This is a genomic window from Paenibacillus sp. BR2-3 (genome assembly GCF_046529485.1).
GTDB lineage: Bacteria > Bacillota > Bacilli > Paenibacillales > Paenibacillaceae > Paenibacillus_AQ.
Window position 1 is genome coordinate 926,049 of the sequence record NZ_CP126311.1, and the last position, 16,379, is coordinate 942,427.

Genomic DNA, 16,379 nt, shown 5'->3' on the forward strand with positions numbered 1-16,379 from the left:
ATGTCCAGCGGTTCGCTGTATGCTTCAGCCGCCGACTCAAATCCTGCTGATGATGAGATCACGAAGTGGCAAATGAAATGGGGAGATGAAGGGGGATTTTCAGGGAATCAGGTTCCTTCCTCCCAGCAGAATCAACCGGGCTGGATGGATGTAGACCCTCTCCGTGGAACGCCAGAATTGCCGGACGGGATATCCTCCGCCTGGACCCGGATGGTTTTGCCGGAAATGAAGTGGACTTCTCCAGCCATTTATATCGATACGTTATATGCTTTGCATGTTAGAGTTTTTGTTGACGACAGACTTATTTTTGAAGGCAACCGGGGTTACATCAAAGATAATTATTCGTTGCTCTTGCCCTTAAGTGTGGAGGATGAGGGCAAAACGCTATCCATTTGGGCAGATACCTTGCAGGAGAGAATCGGAATTAAGGATACGGTGGTTATCGGAGAGCATAACCTGCTGATCCATGATTATATCAAGAATGGATTAATAGATGTGATTTTGGGCAGCTCCTTTATTTTTGTGGCGGTGATCCTTTTTCTGTGCGCCTTTTTTCTGAACAAGGAGTATTTCACGATATCGTCCGGCCTTGCTGTAGTGATAGGTTCTACAGGAATACTGTCAATAACCTACTCGCCCTTCGTTTATACTTTTTACAGCTATTTAGGTCCGGCCAGTATAGTGTTCCTGGATTTGGCTCTGCTGACGTTATTGCCATCGCTTACCTTTCTGTTTGAAAAAATATTCGGCCCCGGAAAATTCTCCCTCATTAGGCATTTCCGCAAATTTCAGGTGGTTTACTCTTTGTTTTTTATGGGTTGTCTGATTATCAACTACCTCTCCGGCAATCGCTATGTGGAGTTTTATTATTTTGTATCCACCAAAGTGATCGGGTATATTATGATTGTCCAATTTATTATATTGATTGCTTGTGTAATTATTTTCTCGATCAAAGGCAATAAGGATGCCATTATTTTTGCGTTCGGTTTCGGAACCGCCGCAGTTACGTGCGTATTGGAGTTGGTATGGTATTTCATCCGTGCCGGCAATTATGACTTGTTCTACTGGAAGTGGTCGCTGGTTATTTTCATGATATCCTTGATCATTATTCTGGGACGGAGACTTGCACTGGAACATCAGCAGGTTGTTAAATATTCAAAAGAACTGGAATTATTCAACAATGAACTGCAGCGCTCGGAGAAGGTGGAGATTATTAGCGAGCTAGCGGCTTCCGTCGCTCATGAAGTACGCAACCCGCTGCAGGTCACCCGCGGCTTTCTGCAGCTGCTCAGCGAGAAATCAAGTGGTGATGAGAAGGAATTTTTATTTATTGCCCTTAGTGAGCTTGATCGGGCATCGGGCATTATTACCGATTTTCTGACCTTTGCGAAGCCGGAATTCGAGCAGATTTCAAATCTGAATGTACATGATGAATGCAAGCATATCGAGAGCATTCTCCTGCCGCTCTGTCATTTGAATGATTGCAACATGATAATGGATGTAGCCGATAATTTATGGGTGAAGGGCAACTCTTCGAAATTCAAGCAGGCTTTTATTAATATTATCAAGAACAGTATTGAGGCATTAAACCAGGATGGGACGATCCATATCGCCGCTTATGGTAAGGGAGATAAAGTTTTTATACACATAAATGATGATGGAGAGGGAATGGATCCCGATGTACTGCTTCGGCTGGGAGAGCCGTATTTCTCTCAGAAGAACAAGGGTATGGGACTGGGACTTATGGTTACTTTCAGAATAATTGAGACCATGCAGGGGGAGATTTCCTTCCGAAGCAAAAAAGGAGCAGGCACCGAATCCGTCACCGTGCTGCCTTTGGCCGCACCTCCGGAGGGTACCCACTCCTTATGAAGTTAGACGTGAGGTTCTACCAGGAGCCCAGGGTACTCGCATCCGTTTTAAGAACTCCCGATGACGGGCTGGGGGGATCACGAGGTAAAACTCATTGGAGCCCTCCTCTACTGCTTTCAAAGTGACATTGTCGGGAATGATTACGCCTAATGCTTCTTTAAGTGCTGCTTTCGGATCAGATAGCAAACGTTGCTTGAAACTTGGATCCTCCCAGGCCTTTTGAATCACTTGATTTCTAAGAATAGCTTCTGACAAAATAATCACCCTTCCCAAATGGTTATATTTTCCTAAAGAATATATCATATGTTTTTTTTGAATTCTATTATTATTTTACAGAATTGACCTATATTATAGGGTGTTTATCCGTAACTACGGGGAATGTTTGGACTTACGGCCGCTCTTGTCCCCAGATGTTTTGGATTAGACCGCTTGCTGCGGTGAACATCCGGGGACAAAGGCGGTCGCTATCGCTCCTACAGTTCCAAACTTCCCCTACGCTACTCTCACCTTTTTATCTTATAATTCTTGAATTCATTTCAGTTATTTCGTATTTTTCGATAGCCAATAATAGAGTCCGCCGCCCTTCAGGAGCATCTTTTCCGTCTCAATTGCCTCTGAAAGATGCTGTAAATTAGCCGTCATTACTTGGTGGAATTAATCCTGGGTGCTCTCATTGCTGACACTGTCTGCCCATTCCATTATGTAACGGTTGAAATAAGTCCAGAAGGATGACTGTCCCGGAAAAAAGAATCTATAGATATTCAGAAACTCCACATAGAGCAAATTGGCCAGCGGCAGCTTGGAGGGGGAGGAGGTAATGGGTTTATCCATTAAATCATCCTGAATGAAAAAGTAAAGCATGAGGAATACATTACCCTTGGACATTTGGCGACAGTCGCCGGGAGTAAGCCGGCAGCTTTCCTGCAACCAGTAGGGCAGCAAATAGCAGATATAGTTTTTATGGCTTCCTGTTTCAAAAACATTAAAATGACTAAGGTAGGATAACCCTTGGAAATTAAGCGGCTCGGGGAATTGCGAGATAATCTGCGAGCAACCTTGGAACACCAAGCGGAGTTCATCCTCATAATCATGAAACCAGTTCATAAAATCATCTCCTGTAAAAAAGCAGTTCAAATTCAAGGGAATTCCTTTACAATGGAAACTTGTGGGATGAAGAGTGCTATGGAATGATATACAAAAATGCTTGCGGAAGGGTGAAGAAAGTGGACAAGATTGTATTCGGGTTGCTGGGCGGAGGCTGGAGAGCGGAGTTTTATTTGCGTATCGCCAAAGAGCTGCCGCATCAATTCGCAGTGGGGGCCATGTTCGTCAGGAATCCTGAAAAGGCGGAGGATTTAAGACGGGTATGGGGCGTTAAGGTATATACCTCGCTTGAAGAATTTATCTCCAGCGGCGGTTATTCATTTGTTGTGCTTTGTGTAAACCGGTCCGTAAGTATGGAGTATATGCTCAAACTTGCGGCTGCAGAAATCCCGGTGCTGGCGGAAACCCCGCCCGCGCCCGATTTGGAGGCTTTAACAGAACTGTGGAAGCAGGTGGGAGGTTCCGCCAAAATCCAAATCGCAGAGCAGTATTTATTTCAGCCCATGCATGCCGCAAGAATCAGCCTTGCCCGTTCCGGTCGTCTGGGAGAAATCAGTCAGGCTCAGGTATCCGCGGCACACGGTTATCACGGGGTCAGCCTGATTCGCCAGCTACTGGGCATCGGATTTCAGAATGTGGCTATTCGTGGACAGAGCTTTCGGTCTTCGGTCATCAAAGGACCCGGCCGCATGGGTCCGCCGGTGGCGGAAGAGGTTGCCGAATCTGTACAGACGATAGCAACCCTGGACTTTGGGGGAAAGCTGGGGGTGTTCGATTTTGTGGGCGACCAGTATTTTTCATGGATTCGGGAGAACAGGATTTTGGTTCGCGGGGAACGTGGAGAAATTGTAAAGGATCAAGCGGCTTGGCTGGAGGAATTTGATACACCGCTTTATAGTAAGCTGCGCCGGGTCGATGCCGGACATGGCGGTAATCTGGAAGGCTTTTACCTCAAAGGGATTATGGGTGGCGGTGAATGGCTGTACCGCAACCCGTTTGCACCCGCGAGATTAACGGAGGATGAGATTGCGATAGCCGAAAGTCTTGCCAGAATGGGACATTACGTTCAGGGGGGACCTTCTTTTTATAGCTTGGCTGAGGGAAGCCAGGATCATTATTTGGCACTTCTCATTGATCAGGCTGCGGCATCCGGGGGGACAGTGGTCAGTTCGGAAACCCAAATTTGGTCGCCTCAATATAAAGCGGCGGAAGGGGTATGATTTATATACGATTTTCGACATATCACTTCAGTTTATGAGGTTTTTTGTCGTTATTTGTACTTTTTTGTTGACAGTTTTCAGAAAGAAGTGATAGTATTTAGGTATTATTTGCTAAACCATAATTTTCCTAAAGATAATGCTGGAGATGAGAATATTGAGAGAATTTTACTGCATTAGATGCCGTAATCTCCATAAAGTGGATATGAGAAATCATTCCTTACGTATTCTGTCCACCGGTTATCACATGGTGAGCGGACAACGCTATCAAATCTGTATTTGTGATTCTTCTTACCTATTTTCTATGTCAGGTACAGGTAATACAGAGGCGTATAACACTCCGGAATAAGTGATGTTATTAACAATAACACCCTGTCTACACGTAGACAGGGTGTTTAATGTGCTTATTTTACAAAGACCTCACACTGAATTCGGAATCATTAGAAAATATGGATATATTTATAGGTTTATCCATAAAAGAAGTCGGTAAATGTGTTATTTATTTGTAATGAAAACGCTCACAGAAAGAGAGTCAACTTGTTATTGTGATTTTTCTCATGTATGATGCTTTTAACAAAGCACAAAACAAACTCGCATTTTCCACAAAAAGGAGAATAGGGTGGTGGGATGAAAATCAGATCAACTTCGGAAGACAAAATGTTTGCATTTTACAGAATTTTTTCTCTGTCCCTCACATCGCTTATGTTTTTCCTGGGTAACACGGGGCCTTCCGTACTCTTTAAATCCCTAATCATAATTGTACTATTTATCCTCGCTCGAGTGTTCGCACTTATTTATCGAAGGCTGCGTGACCAGCCGCGAATTTTCATGCTTACTGTGGGAACAGAGATGGCGGGTATCATTCTGCTGACGTTATTAACGGGCGGCTATGATAGTCCGTTCAAGTTATATGTACTTAATCCCGTTCTAATTGCTGCCGGATCGATATCCTTTTATTTCGGATGGAACCTGATCTTTGGTTATATCGGTATCCTTGTCGTTTTTTGTTACGTTTTTTTGAATAAAACGAATAAAAATTTCTCCGAGGCTATTTTGGAGAACGGTAATTTGTTTCTAGCACTGGTACTTACGGTTATTGTTATGCAAATGGTTGTGCGGATGAAACGTCAGCGCGAAGAAGCAAATGCGCGTACGAACGAAACGATGGAGCATATCAAGTCGCTCTACAACATCGTGGAAACATCAAGCCAGCATGATTTCATGAACATTGGACAGGTAATAACCGATTATGTTGTGAAGCTTACGAAGCTGGACAAAGCATTGTTCTGGTTCGCCAAGAAGAGCGGAGAACCTGCTCCTCAGAGCCGTCAGACCGGCTGGCAGCAGCAGGAGGGACTGTATCTTTTTGCAGAGCTGGAGAAGCATGAACATGAATGGAGACTGCAAAGGGAGCCCGTTTTTAAGAGCTTGCCGGGATTGGGCGATTTTCTGCTGATGCCCGTGCGGATGAGCACCCGTTTTGTAGGAATGATCGGTGTGAAGCTGGAAGCGGCGGAAGGACTGGAAGGACGCAGATGGTATATTCAGCAATTAATGTTTCTGTCCGAGCTTAGCGCGATTATTCTTGAACGTCATGAGCTCGGAGTTATCGAGAACCGGCTGATTATCACGAACGAGCAGAACCGGATTGCGGATGAAATGCATGATAGTGTATCGCAGAGTCTTTTTGGCATTGTGTATGCAACGCATTCATTGAAACAGACATGGAAGAAGATGGCGGAATCCCAACTGGAAGAGCAAATAGAACTTATTCACGATTCGGCAACCAAGGTTGCCAAAGAGCTGCGGATCACGATCTACAGCCTAAGCTCCAAGAAAAGCGGAGGTCCAACCTGGCTGGGTATGGTGAGGTCGCATCTCAAAACATTATCCAGACTTAACGATGTGGAAATCGAACTCAAAATAACGGGTGATGACTTTAGCTTACCCTATCCTTATCATAAAGCCCTTTTCCGGATTATATCGGAAGCGACAGGTAACGCCATTCGTCATGGTGCTGCCAGGAGGATAGAAGTGGAGCTTTCTCTGAGGCCGAAATCGATAAAACTATCTATTAGCGATGATGGTAAGGGTTTTGATACCAGCCTGCTGTGGACGGAGTCGGAAGAGAATACGGGTGGACTTGGAATGAAGAACATGCAGCATTTAAGCCAGTCTTTAGGCGGTGACTTCCAGCTTTCCAGCAATGAGGCTGCGGGGACAAGAATTCTCATCACGATACCTGTCGGTGTGGTCGAATTAAAGAACGCATAAAACTTAGCGAGGAGGTCGTTCAATGAAAATTGTCATTGTAGATGATCACCCTCTGGTAAGAAGAGGGCTGGCAGCAGTTATATCTATGCAACCCAATGTTCAGTTTGCCGGTGAGGCCACGAATGGTCTGGAAGCGCTCCGTGTTTTTGAAGAGATTCAGCCTGATCTTGTGTTGATCGACTTGAAGCTTGCTGATGAGTCCGGGCTGGATGTGATCAAGATGGCCCGTGCAAGTGGGATCACCAGCAAATTTATACTCTTAACTTCATCCGCGAGCCGGGAGGATTTCCTTAAAGCGGAGGAAGTGCTGGTGGATGGTTATGTTCTGAAAGAAGCGCTGCCGGAGGAATTGCTGTTTGCCATCCAATTGGTACATAAGGGGCGGAAGTATTATGACCCCGGACTGATGGAGGACAAAATGCGAATGAGCGTAAGCAGTCCGACAGATGAGTTGACGCCGAAGGAAAAGGAAGTGCTGATTGAACTCGGACAGGGTGCATGCAACCGGGAAATTGCTTCCCGGCTGTATATTAGCGAATTCACGGTCAAAAAGCATGTCAGCCAGATTCTGGCGAAGCTCCAGGTTGCGGATCGTACGCAGGCGGCGCTGTATGCCAATGCCGTAGGGATTACCAAATACGAAATGACATACGAATAAAGCCAATACATTCAAAGCTTCTGCGAAATCCGCAGGAGCTTTTTTGTTGTGTGCAATGCTCACTTGGCAGAGGTATGCGGGGCATATGGTACTAAAGTATACCATTGACCTACACCCAAGCAGTAGACTGACTAACTCCAAAGTGAACAGGAAAGTGATGGAATGAGCCATGTGGGAAAACCAGTCGATTGATAGAATAAAAGCAAGATAACTGAAACTTTCATGATTGCTTTCAACAGTATTTTATACGGAAGGAGGGTTACTGTGGAAAAGACGATTTTGGATTACATTAACCTGATTAAAAAGAGATTATGGCTAATCACGATTTTTGTCCTTATCTCTTGTGCAACAACCTTTTATGTTACAAAAAATTTCGTTGTACCCGTCTACTCCGCCTCCGGTCAGCTGCTGGTCAACAATGTTGCCAATGTCCCAGAGGGTAACAATCTCAATGATTTGAACTTCAGCCTTAATCTGATTGAGAGCTACAAGGAAATTATCCAATCACCCGCCATTATGAAAACTGTAGTGGCCGCTCATCCCGAATTTAATCTGACGGAAGCAGAGCTGAGCCAGAAGCTGAACATTAAATCATCGGAAAAAAGCCAGGTGATCAACATCAGCGCCCGGGATGAGAGCTACACGAAGGCCGCAGGAATTGTCAATGCGGTATCGCAAACGTTCATTCGGAGTCTGCCCCATCTGATGAAGCTGGACAATGTTACATTCTTGACTCCCGCTGATCCGGCAGACATTCCAGCACCTTCCAATAGCGGTTTTATGATGAACTTGATCATCAGCTTTGTTGTAGCACTTATGGCGGCGCTTGGTATTATTTTGCTGCTGGAGACACTCAACAACACACTGCGCACCGAGAAGGAAGCCGAGCATGATCTTGGACTTCCGGTAATCGTCACGATTCCGGTGATTCGCAAACGTGATCTCGGGAAATCGTCAAAAGCAACAGTAGGGGAGGGTGCTTATGTTACGGCTGAATAACAGTCTTATCGCCGACAGCAATCCTTCATCTCATATTTCGGAGTCGTTCCGCTCGCTGCGGACGTATATCCGGCATCTCGGACTGCTGAACAGCAGCAAAGGAACCGTGCTGATGTTCACCTCAGGTGAAGCCGGAGAGGGCAAAACGACAATCCTGGCCAATCTCGCCGTTTCTTTCGTTCAAGAAGGCAAGAAAGTGGCCGTAATCGATTGCAACCTCCGAAATCCCGGACTTCATGCCGTGTTTGGGGTTGAAGGCAGTGACGGACTGGCGGCCTATTTAACCGGATCAGAGAAATCGAGTGACATTTCCGCCTATGGTAGTCTTGCGAACCTCAGCGTGATCCCAGCCGGTATCACCAAAGTCAGTCCTCCGGATTTGCTCGGCAGTGACAAAATGACAGTTTTGCTGCATGAGCTAAGAGAAAGCCACGATTTAATCCTTCTCGATACACCATCTGCCGTAGAGTACAGCGATGCCCGCATTCTCGCCCCGTATAGCGACGGAGTTATCCTTGTTGCACGGTACGGAAAGTCCAAGCGGGATTCACTTCGAAAAGTCAAAACGCTGATGGAGCAAGCAGGGTCCAAGATACTCGGTATTGCCATGAATCAGGCCAAATAACAATGATGTAAGCCTATGCTTACAAAACTTCCGGGAGGTAAAGCGATGAAAAAAGTTAAGAAGGTAATTATCCCCGCAGCAGGATTAGGAACTCGCTTTCTTCCTGCAACCAAGGCGATGCCTAAGGAAATGCTTCCCATCATCAACAAGCCCACCATTCAATACATTGTGGAGGAGGCTATCGCTTCCGGCATTGAAGACATCATCATTGTTACCGGTAAAGGCAAAAGAGCCATTGAAGATCACTTTGACAACGCCTTTGAGCTGGAGTCACGCCTGCTGGAGGACGGCAAGCTCGAACTGCTTAAAGAAGTGCAGCGTTCATCCAAGGTTGAGATTCATTATATCCGGCAAAAGGAACCGAAAGGCCTGGGACATGCAGTATGGTGTGCCAGACGGTTTATCGGTGACGAGCCCTTTGGCGTTATGCTCGGCGATGATATCGTAACCGGTCAGACCCCATGCCTGAAGCAGTTGATTGACCAGTATGAAGAAACACAGAATTCGGTGATCGGTGTACAGGTTGTACCCGACGAATTCACCAACCGGTACGGTATTATCGAACCGGACTTCCAGGAGGACCGGCTGTACCGGGTTAACAACTTCGTTGAGAAGCCGGCACTCGGAACGGCTCCGTCGAATCTGGCGATCATGGGCCGGTACGTATTTACTCCAAAGATATTCAAATATCTGGACCTGCAGGAAAAAGGGGCCGGAGGCGAAATTCAGCTGACGGATGCCATTCAAAAGCTGAATCAAAGTGAACGGGTGTACGCTTATAACTTTGATGGTACCCGTTATGATGTGGGCGAAAGACTTGGATATATTTTGACAACTCTGGAGTTCGCTCTGCAAAGCGATGATTTGCGTTATCCGGTAATGGATGCGATGGCGGAATGGCTCAGCAAGGCCGGACAAACTGCCGTGAACGGGTAAGGGGATTGTCACAGGGCGAAGAAATTCGCACAATTTTAAGGAGGAATGAGGGGAAATGAGCATGCAAAAACTGCCGGAAGATTATGAGTACGTCCTGCCGAAACTTTACATGCTGCATGCCAAAGAAGGAACGAAAGAAGCGGATTCCTACCTGATAATGAAACGGATGATCGACATCATTTTTTCCGCTCTTGGTCTTCTCGTGCTGCTGCCCCTGTTCGTTGTAGTCGCCGTGCTGATCAAGCTGGAGGACCCGAAGGGTAAAGTGTTCTTCCGGCAAAATCGTGTGGGTAAGGACGAGAAGCAGTTTCCTATGTATAAATTCAGATCCATGGTATCCAACGCCGAGGAGCTGAAGAAGAATTTGCTGGCCCACAACGAGGTAAGTGGTGCGATGTTCAAGATCAAGAACGATCCCCGAATTACGAAGACAGGAAGATTCCTGCGCAAGACGAGCATTGACGAGCTTCCTCAGCTATGGAACGTGTTGGTGGGCAACATGAGTCTGGTAGGACCCCGTCCTCCGCTTCCCGAAGAGGTGGCGCAGTATTCGGATTACGACAAGCAGCGGCTTACGGTTACGCCGGGCTGCACCGGATACTGGCAGGTACATGCCAGAAACAGCGTCGGATTCGAGGAAATGGTACAGCTTGATTTGACTTACATTCATATCCGGAGCACGATGCTGGATCTGAAGATTATTGCCAAAACAGGCCTGATGCTGCTCGGTTCCAAAGATGCATATTAACTTTATGGAAATTAGGTGAATGCCGATGCGTGAAAACGGACTCGTTCCCAAGGTTTCCATTATCATCTGTACTTACAATCGTGCCGGCTTGCTTAGTAAAACGCTGCAATCCCTTGTACCGCTGGAGAGTCTGGAGCAAGCCGAAATTATTGTGGTGGATAACCGCTCCACGGATCATACAGAAGCCGTAGTAAAGGAGTTTATTCACAGGTATGTGGATGATATGGATGTCCGCTATATTATGGAGCCGGTTCAGGGCTTGTCCGCAGCCCGGAATACAGGCATCCTGGCTTCCAAGTCACCGCTTATTGCCTTTCTCGACGATGACGCGATTCCTTGCAGGACCTGGATTACGACGATCGTATCCACCTTTGAGAGCAGACAGGATGTGATGGCTATGGGCGGCAAGATTGCTCCGATATTCGAGAGCAGGCGGCCGGACTGGCTGATCAAGCCGTTCGAACTTCCTTACACCATTGTCGATCTGGGCAACCGGATCAGAGAATACCCCGGACGCCTTCATCCCTGCGGAGCCAACATGGCGATGCGCAAAGTCGTATTTGATATCAGCCTGTTCCCCTTGGAACTCGGAAGAAAGGGTGAATCGCTTCTATCAGGCGAAGAGGCCTGGCTGTTCGGACAATTGCAAAAAGAAGGACATTCGATCCTTTATCATCCGCTGATGGCTGTCGATCATTTCGTACCGTCTAGCCGTCTGACGGAAGCCTGGATTATGAAACGTTATTACAGCCAGGGCATTTCCAACGCCATGAAACGCGAAGGGTTGAAGGGCAATCTGCTCCTGCTGGGAAAGACAGCTGCCAAAATAGTCTACATACTGGCAGATTCCGTCATTTCCAGGAGCCAGGGACGAAAGCTTCTGAACAAATGCCGTCTGGAGAGTATTCGCGGAACTCTATATATGATCTGGAACCGAAAGAGGGAATCCGCAGCGGGGTGAGGAAAAGACATGACTAATTTTGAGTGGGCCTCCAAAATGAACGCCTTGCCATACGGGATGCTCTTGTGTCTGTCCGCCCTCTTTCTCGGAACGGCGGTCATCTACCAACCGGGGTTAGCGATAGTTGCAGTGTCCCTGATCATCCTATTGGCCGTTTCGATCTCCAGACCTGAACTGATCAGCTACTTTGTACTAGTTACAACGGCGATATCGATTAATTTCCTCTACAACGGCAGCCTGTTCGGAATGGAAATATTATCGCTATACAAGATGGCTATACTGGCGCTGCTGGTGCCCTGTATTCTGGTAAACGGTCTGCGCTTCAAATTGAGTCATCCGCTATGGGTGATGGTAGCTCTGGTGTTTATCACCTTCGGATTTTCGATCTGGCTGCCGCAGATGACGTCCTCCATTGCTGTCAAAGCCTTTATCGGTCTTTCGCTTCCCTTCGTATTTCTCTTGATCAACTGGAAAAAAGAAGTGGCTGAACGGCATATCAAGATCATCTGCTTGCTGCCGGGAATCAGTATTGTGGCAGGAATACTGCTGCAGGCCGCCCATCTTCATAATTTTCTGGATGTTGAATTTACAGGAGCTGTGCGGATACAAGGAGCGAACATTCCCGCACATCTGGCGATGCTTGCATTCATGGGGATCGCAATCCCGTTTATCGAGATCAAGCGAAATCCGCAGTCTGCGCGTTTCTTTTACAGCATGCTGGCTCTGAATTTCTTCATTTTGGTCGGAACGGGTACACGGGGACCTATACTGGCATTGGTTTTAATGCTTTTATATTACTTTTTCGATATCCTCCGTCAATATCTTAAGGGCAGAACCTACTTTCTGATCCCGCTGCTGTGCTCATTTCTTCTGATCTTCGCCGCGGTGTTCATGCAGCTGGACAATATCAAAAAGCGTTCCTTTGAAAGAACGACGGATACCGGCATTGATTTGTCGGGGCGGGCGGAGGCCTGGGAGTATTTCTTGAATAAGGCAGCGGATTCGCCATGGACCGGAAGAGGGCTGGGAGCAGTCACTGTAGCAAATGATGGAACGCTGTACAAAGGCTTTGTCGTTCCTCACAACGAGTATATCCGTTTTTACTTCGACGGGGGGTACATCGGCTCCATTCTGCTGCTGCTTTCCTTGCTCACTGTGTTTCTTCTGATCTACAGAGCTTTGGCACCGCCGGCCAAACCCTATTATCTGCTCTTTATTGCAGCGTTTCTGATCTATTCATTCTCTGATAACACGCTGTCGACGGTCCAATTCATTATTCCGTTCTGTTGGTACCTGAACTGCCTGTACCGATCTTCACAGTAGGCCGATTCCCCACAAAAAGAAGTGATACGATGAACCAAGTAAATATGTTCGATGTCAACTTTGATAACTATGACTTTATGGATCTGCTTGATTATATTGACAGAGCGATACAGGAAAGGAATCAATCCTACATCCTGACCTGCAACGTCGATCATGTCATCAAGCTCAGGAAAGACAAGGAGTTCCAAACCATTTATTCAAAGGCCGGCGCGGTTGTTGCTGATGGCATGCCGCTCATCTGGGCCTCACGAATGCTTGGAAAACCGCTCAAGCAAAAGGTATCCGGAGCCGATTTGTTCAGCCGTCTCGGCAATGCCTTCGAGCAAAGGAAATACCGCCTTTTCTTTCTCGGCTCGGCACAAGGGGTGCCGGAGAAGGCAATTATGAATCTCAAGGCAGCTTATCCTCAAATCAACGTCGTCGGCAGTTATTCTCCTTCCTACGGGTTCGAGAATAACGAGGAAGAGAACAATCGTATCATCGAGATGCTTACCGAGAGTCGGCCGGACATTGTTTTCGTCGGTGTGGGTGCGCCCAAGCAGGAGAAATGGATTTACCGCCATTACATGTCTTATCAGGCTCCGATATCCATTGGAGTAGGGGCCACTTTTGACTTTCTATCAGGGGCGGTTAAGCGGGCGCCGGACTTTATGCAAAGAACAGGCCTGGAGTGGTTCTGGAGGCTCAGTCAGGAGCCGGGGCGTCTTTGGAAAAGATACCTTGTCGAAGATGCCCAGTTTCTGATCCTGCTGCTTAAGGAGCTGCGCAAGCGGAACAAGGTGAAGGGAGGAGGGCTATGAAGAAGCTGAGCCGGGACGGCATAACATTTCCATCTATGACATCCATCAGGACGGCCGGGATCATGGGCGCATTTGCTGCCTGTTGTATTCTGCTTCCGCTGATGATCGGTTTTGCCAGTGCCAAGCTCAGTTCTTCAAGCAGTGTGCAGGGCATTATTCTATCCGGCATTCTGTTCCCGGCCTTTCTGCTGGCGCTTCTGAAGCCGCGGCTGCTCGTGCCTTACACTCTGCTGATCTGGGCGATTGCCCCGGAGCTGCGCCGCATAGCCGATTGGACGGAGGGAGTCTATCATTCCGTATCGCTGCTCAGCCTGGCGCCGTTGCTGACAGGAGCAACGCTGATCCTTCCGGTGCTGCGGGAGATTCACAGGATCAAACGCTCCTGGGGCTGGATCCTCCTGCTGTTCGCGGCAGCGCTGGCCTACGGTGCCTTAATCGGTCTGGCGAAGAACGGCATGGGCTCGGTATACGATCTGGCAAATTACATGGTTCCGCTGCTGTTGATTCCGTTTTTTGCGGTTACGCCGTTTACTTCCAAAGATATTGACCGTCTGCTTTACGCCTACGCCAATATCGCGGTAATGGTGGCATTGTACGGGATTGTTCAATATTTAACCGTGCCTCCCTGGGATGCCTTCTGGATGAGGCATGCGGATATGATGTCCATAGGGGCACCGTATCCTCTGGAAATCCGGGTCTTCTCTACTCTGAATTCGCCGGGACCTGCGGCCAGCTTTCTTGTATTCGCACTGGTTCCAATGATTCTGGAGAAAAGATGGCAGGGAAGCCTGCGCTGGATCGGTGTACTGTTCGTAGTTATCTGCTTGCTGACAACTCTGGTGCGCTCTGCTTGGCTGGTTCTGCTGGTTATGTTGCTGGTATACATTGGCTCATCGTCTTCGAAGGGCAAATGGAAAACCCTGCTCCAGCTTGCCTTTGTCGCCTGCGCGTTGTTCTGGATCGTTCCGAAGCTGCCCGGTGCAGAAGGTTTGGTAGCGCGGATGGAGACGCTGACCTCCGTTCAGGAGGATCATTCGTACAACGAACGCCTAGGGCTGTGGCAAAATATGCTGCCGATGGTGGCTGCAAATCCCGTTGGCCAGGGAATCGGCAGTGTAGGACAGGGAACCAAGCTTGGCAACGGCGGCGAGCTCGGTGAGTACGGAGTCATGGATAACGGATTTATCGCACTCCTGCTAACGTTCGGGATTGCAGGCGCCATTTTATTCTTCGGTGCACTCTGTGCAGTAGTGAAGCAAATCGTTGTCAGAGTGACCCGTAAAGACAACCAGCAGCCCTACGCGCGTCTGGCCCTGGCGGCCTGGAGCGGTGCGGTGGCCAGTCTGATATCGGATAATGGTTTCCCCGGGCTCAAAGGATATTTAATCTGGATGCTGATTGGCCTCGGCCTCAGCGCAAAAGAGGTTATAGAGAGTAGAAAGAAGGGAACGCCACATGCAGCAATTGAACGCAAAATCATTTCCCACTAACTCGGTCTGGTCTTCGCTCCGGCATTTCACAAGGAGTAAGGGCAGCAGCTCAGCCGCCGTAAAGACCATGTTTGTCAGCGTACTGATTCTCCTGCTTAACATGCTGACCGGTGTGCTGACCGCCCGCTACCTCGGACCGACGGGAAGGGGTGAGCAGACCGCGATGATCAACTGGTCGCAGTTTCTGGCGTTCAGCATGAGCTTTGGTATTCCGTCGGCGCTAATCTATAACGCGAAGAAAAATCCGGACGATGCCGGAATGCTGTACCGGATGGCCTTATTGATAGGTCTATTCTTCGGAACCGCCGCAATGATTATCGGAATAGTGGTTCTGCCGTACTGGCTGAAATCCTTTAGCCCGGAGGTCGTCCACTTTGCGCAATGGTCGATGATCCTTTGCCCGCTGATCGTCGTCTCCCAGGTTAACAATGCCGCATTCCAGTTCAGGGGAGATTACAAGAAGTTCAATGGGCTGAGGTATCTCATTCCAATGCTTACGCTGGCGATGATCGGAATTCTTATTCTTACCGATACGATTAATCCTTTTACTACGGCAATTGCTTATCTGGGACCTTCGGTACCGCTGTTCATCTGGATGACGATCAACCTGCTGCGTACCTACAAAGTGAAAATGCGGAATAAATATCTGCAATTCAAAAAACTGTTCACTTACGGTTTGGGCTCCTATGGGAATGATCTGCTAGGCCAGTTTTCCTACTATATTGACCAGATTATTATCGCCGGATTGCTAAGGCCTGCGGACCTGGGGCTGTATGCGGTGGCGGTGAGCCTGTCACGGATGGTCAACTTTTTCTCAACCTCAATTACAGTGGTACTGTTTCCGAAAGCTTCCGAGCTGTCGAAGGAGGATGCGATTGCTCTTACATTCAAAGCCTTCCGGATCAGTACGACCTTTACTCTGCTGGGATCGCTGCTCTTGATGCTCGTCGCACCTTTAGTTATTCCGCTGCTGTACGGCAAGGATTTCAATACGGCACTCACCGTGTTCCGCCTGCTGCTGCTGGAAGTAACGATTAGCGGAGGAACACTTATTCTGGCACAGGCTTTCATGGCGCTAGGCAAGCCGAAATTCGTATCCATCCTTCAGGGGGTTGGCCTGATTCTGGTTATTCCGCTGCTGTTCCTGTTAATACCAAAGTTTGGATTGTTTGGGGCAGGGGTAGCTATGCTCTCGTCAGCAGTACTGCGGTTTGGATTTATCATTCTCAATATCAGATTTAACTTGAAGGTGAAGATTCCACGGCTGCTTATTAACAGACAGGACATACAATGGATGAAGACGACGATGAATTCTTACATTCGCAAAAAACCTATGGACGCTAACGGATAGAGGCGTACACCTCGGGTCACC

The 16,379-nt window shown here is 47.9% G+C and carries 15 protein-coding genes; 13 read left to right on the forward strand and 2 right to left on the reverse strand.

The window, feature by feature from the left end; translation table 11 throughout:
- Positions 1 to 1,872, forward strand: coding sequence for an ATP-binding protein (locus PaeBR_RS04400; protein WP_410513676.1), 1,872 nt, complete (start codon positions 1 to 3; stop codon positions 1,870 to 1,872).
- Here the strand turns inward: PaeBR_RS04400 and PaeBR_RS04405 are convergent.
- Both PaeBR_RS04405 and PaeBR_RS04410 read right to left on the reverse strand, forming a co-directional pair.
- Positions 1,867 to 2,127, reverse strand: a complete 261-nt coding sequence (locus PaeBR_RS04405) for an NHLP leader peptide family RiPP precursor (protein WP_410513677.1) — start codon at positions 2,125 to 2,127, stop codon at positions 1,867 to 1,869. The genes PaeBR_RS04400 and PaeBR_RS04405 overlap by 6 nt on opposite strands.
- Before the next feature lie 399 nt (positions 2,128 to 2,526).
- A complete protein-coding gene (locus tag PaeBR_RS04410) occupies positions 2,527 to 2,976 on the reverse strand; it encodes a hypothetical protein (protein ID WP_410513678.1) in 450 nt (149 codons plus the stop codon).
- 83 nt (positions 2,977 to 3,059) lie between these two features.
- On the opposite strand from PaeBR_RS04410, the gene PaeBR_RS04415 reads away from it, so the two are divergent.
- The 12 genes from PaeBR_RS04415 (at position 3,060) to PaeBR_RS04470 (ending at position 16,358) form a co-directional block, all read left to right on the forward strand.
- Positions 3,060 to 4,196 (forward strand): Gfo/Idh/MocA family protein, encoded by a 1,137-nt coding sequence (locus tag PaeBR_RS04415; protein WP_410513679.1) that lies wholly within the window; start codon positions 3,060 to 3,062, stop codon positions 4,194 to 4,196.
- 825 nt (positions 4,197 to 5,021) lie between these two features.
- Entirely contained in the window at positions 5,022 to 6,467 is a 1,446-nt protein-coding gene (locus PaeBR_RS04420) for a sensor histidine kinase (protein WP_410513680.1), read from the forward strand.
- Positions 6,468 to 6,489: 22 nt separating this feature from the next.
- Positions 6,490 to 7,125: a response regulator gene (locus PaeBR_RS04425; RefSeq protein WP_410513681.1), complete on the forward strand. Its 636-nt coding sequence runs from the start codon at positions 6,490 to 6,492 to the stop codon at positions 7,123 to 7,125.
- 264 nt (positions 7,126 to 7,389) lie between these two features.
- Positions 7,390 to 8,124 (forward strand): YveK family protein, encoded by a 735-nt coding sequence (locus tag PaeBR_RS04430; RefSeq protein WP_410513682.1) that lies wholly within the window; start codon positions 7,390 to 7,392, stop codon positions 8,122 to 8,124.
- Positions 8,108 to 8,749 carry a CpsD/CapB family tyrosine-protein kinase gene (locus tag PaeBR_RS04435; protein WP_410513683.1) on the forward strand — a complete coding sequence of 214 codons (642 nt, stop codon included), beginning with the start codon at positions 8,108 to 8,110 and terminating at the stop codon, positions 8,747 to 8,749. The genes PaeBR_RS04430 and PaeBR_RS04435 overlap by 17 nt, the downstream gene beginning before the upstream one ends.
- A 45-nt stretch (positions 8,750 to 8,794) precedes the next feature.
- Entirely contained in the window at positions 8,795 to 9,685 is an 891-nt protein-coding gene (gene galU / locus PaeBR_RS04440; RefSeq protein WP_410513684.1) for a UTP--glucose-1-phosphate uridylyltransferase GalU, read from the forward strand.
- 55 nt (positions 9,686 to 9,740) lie between these two features.
- On the forward strand, positions 9,741 to 10,433 hold the full coding sequence (locus PaeBR_RS04445; protein ID WP_410513685.1) for a sugar transferase: 693 nt from the start codon (positions 9,741 to 9,743) through the stop codon (positions 10,431 to 10,433).
- Positions 10,434 to 10,458: 25 nt separating this feature from the next.
- Complete coding sequence (locus tag PaeBR_RS04450; RefSeq protein WP_410513686.1) at positions 10,459 to 11,394, forward strand: glycosyltransferase; 936 nt, start codon at positions 10,459 to 10,461, stop codon at positions 11,392 to 11,394.
- 9 nt (positions 11,395 to 11,403) lie between these two features.
- Positions 11,404 to 12,717, forward strand: coding sequence for an O-antigen ligase family protein (locus PaeBR_RS04455; RefSeq protein ID WP_410513687.1), 1,314 nt, complete (start codon positions 11,404 to 11,406; stop codon positions 12,715 to 12,717).
- Between the two features lie 29 nt (positions 12,718 to 12,746).
- Positions 12,747 to 13,517: a WecB/TagA/CpsF family glycosyltransferase gene (locus PaeBR_RS04460; protein WP_410513688.1), complete on the forward strand. Its 771-nt coding sequence runs from the start codon at positions 12,747 to 12,749 to the stop codon at positions 13,515 to 13,517.
- Complete coding sequence (locus PaeBR_RS04465; RefSeq protein ID WP_410513689.1) at positions 13,514 to 15,007, forward strand: O-antigen ligase family protein; 1,494 nt, start codon at positions 13,514 to 13,516, stop codon at positions 15,005 to 15,007. Before PaeBR_RS04460 ends, PaeBR_RS04465 begins: the two co-directional genes overlap by 4 nt.
- The gene (locus tag PaeBR_RS04470) at positions 14,973 to 16,358 is read left to right on the forward strand and encodes a lipopolysaccharide biosynthesis protein (RefSeq protein WP_410513690.1); all 1,386 of its coding nucleotides are present in this window, start codon (positions 14,973 to 14,975) and stop codon (positions 16,356 to 16,358) included. Before PaeBR_RS04465 ends, PaeBR_RS04470 begins: the two co-directional genes overlap by 35 nt.
- Positions 16,359 to 16,379 lie beyond the last annotated feature (21 nt).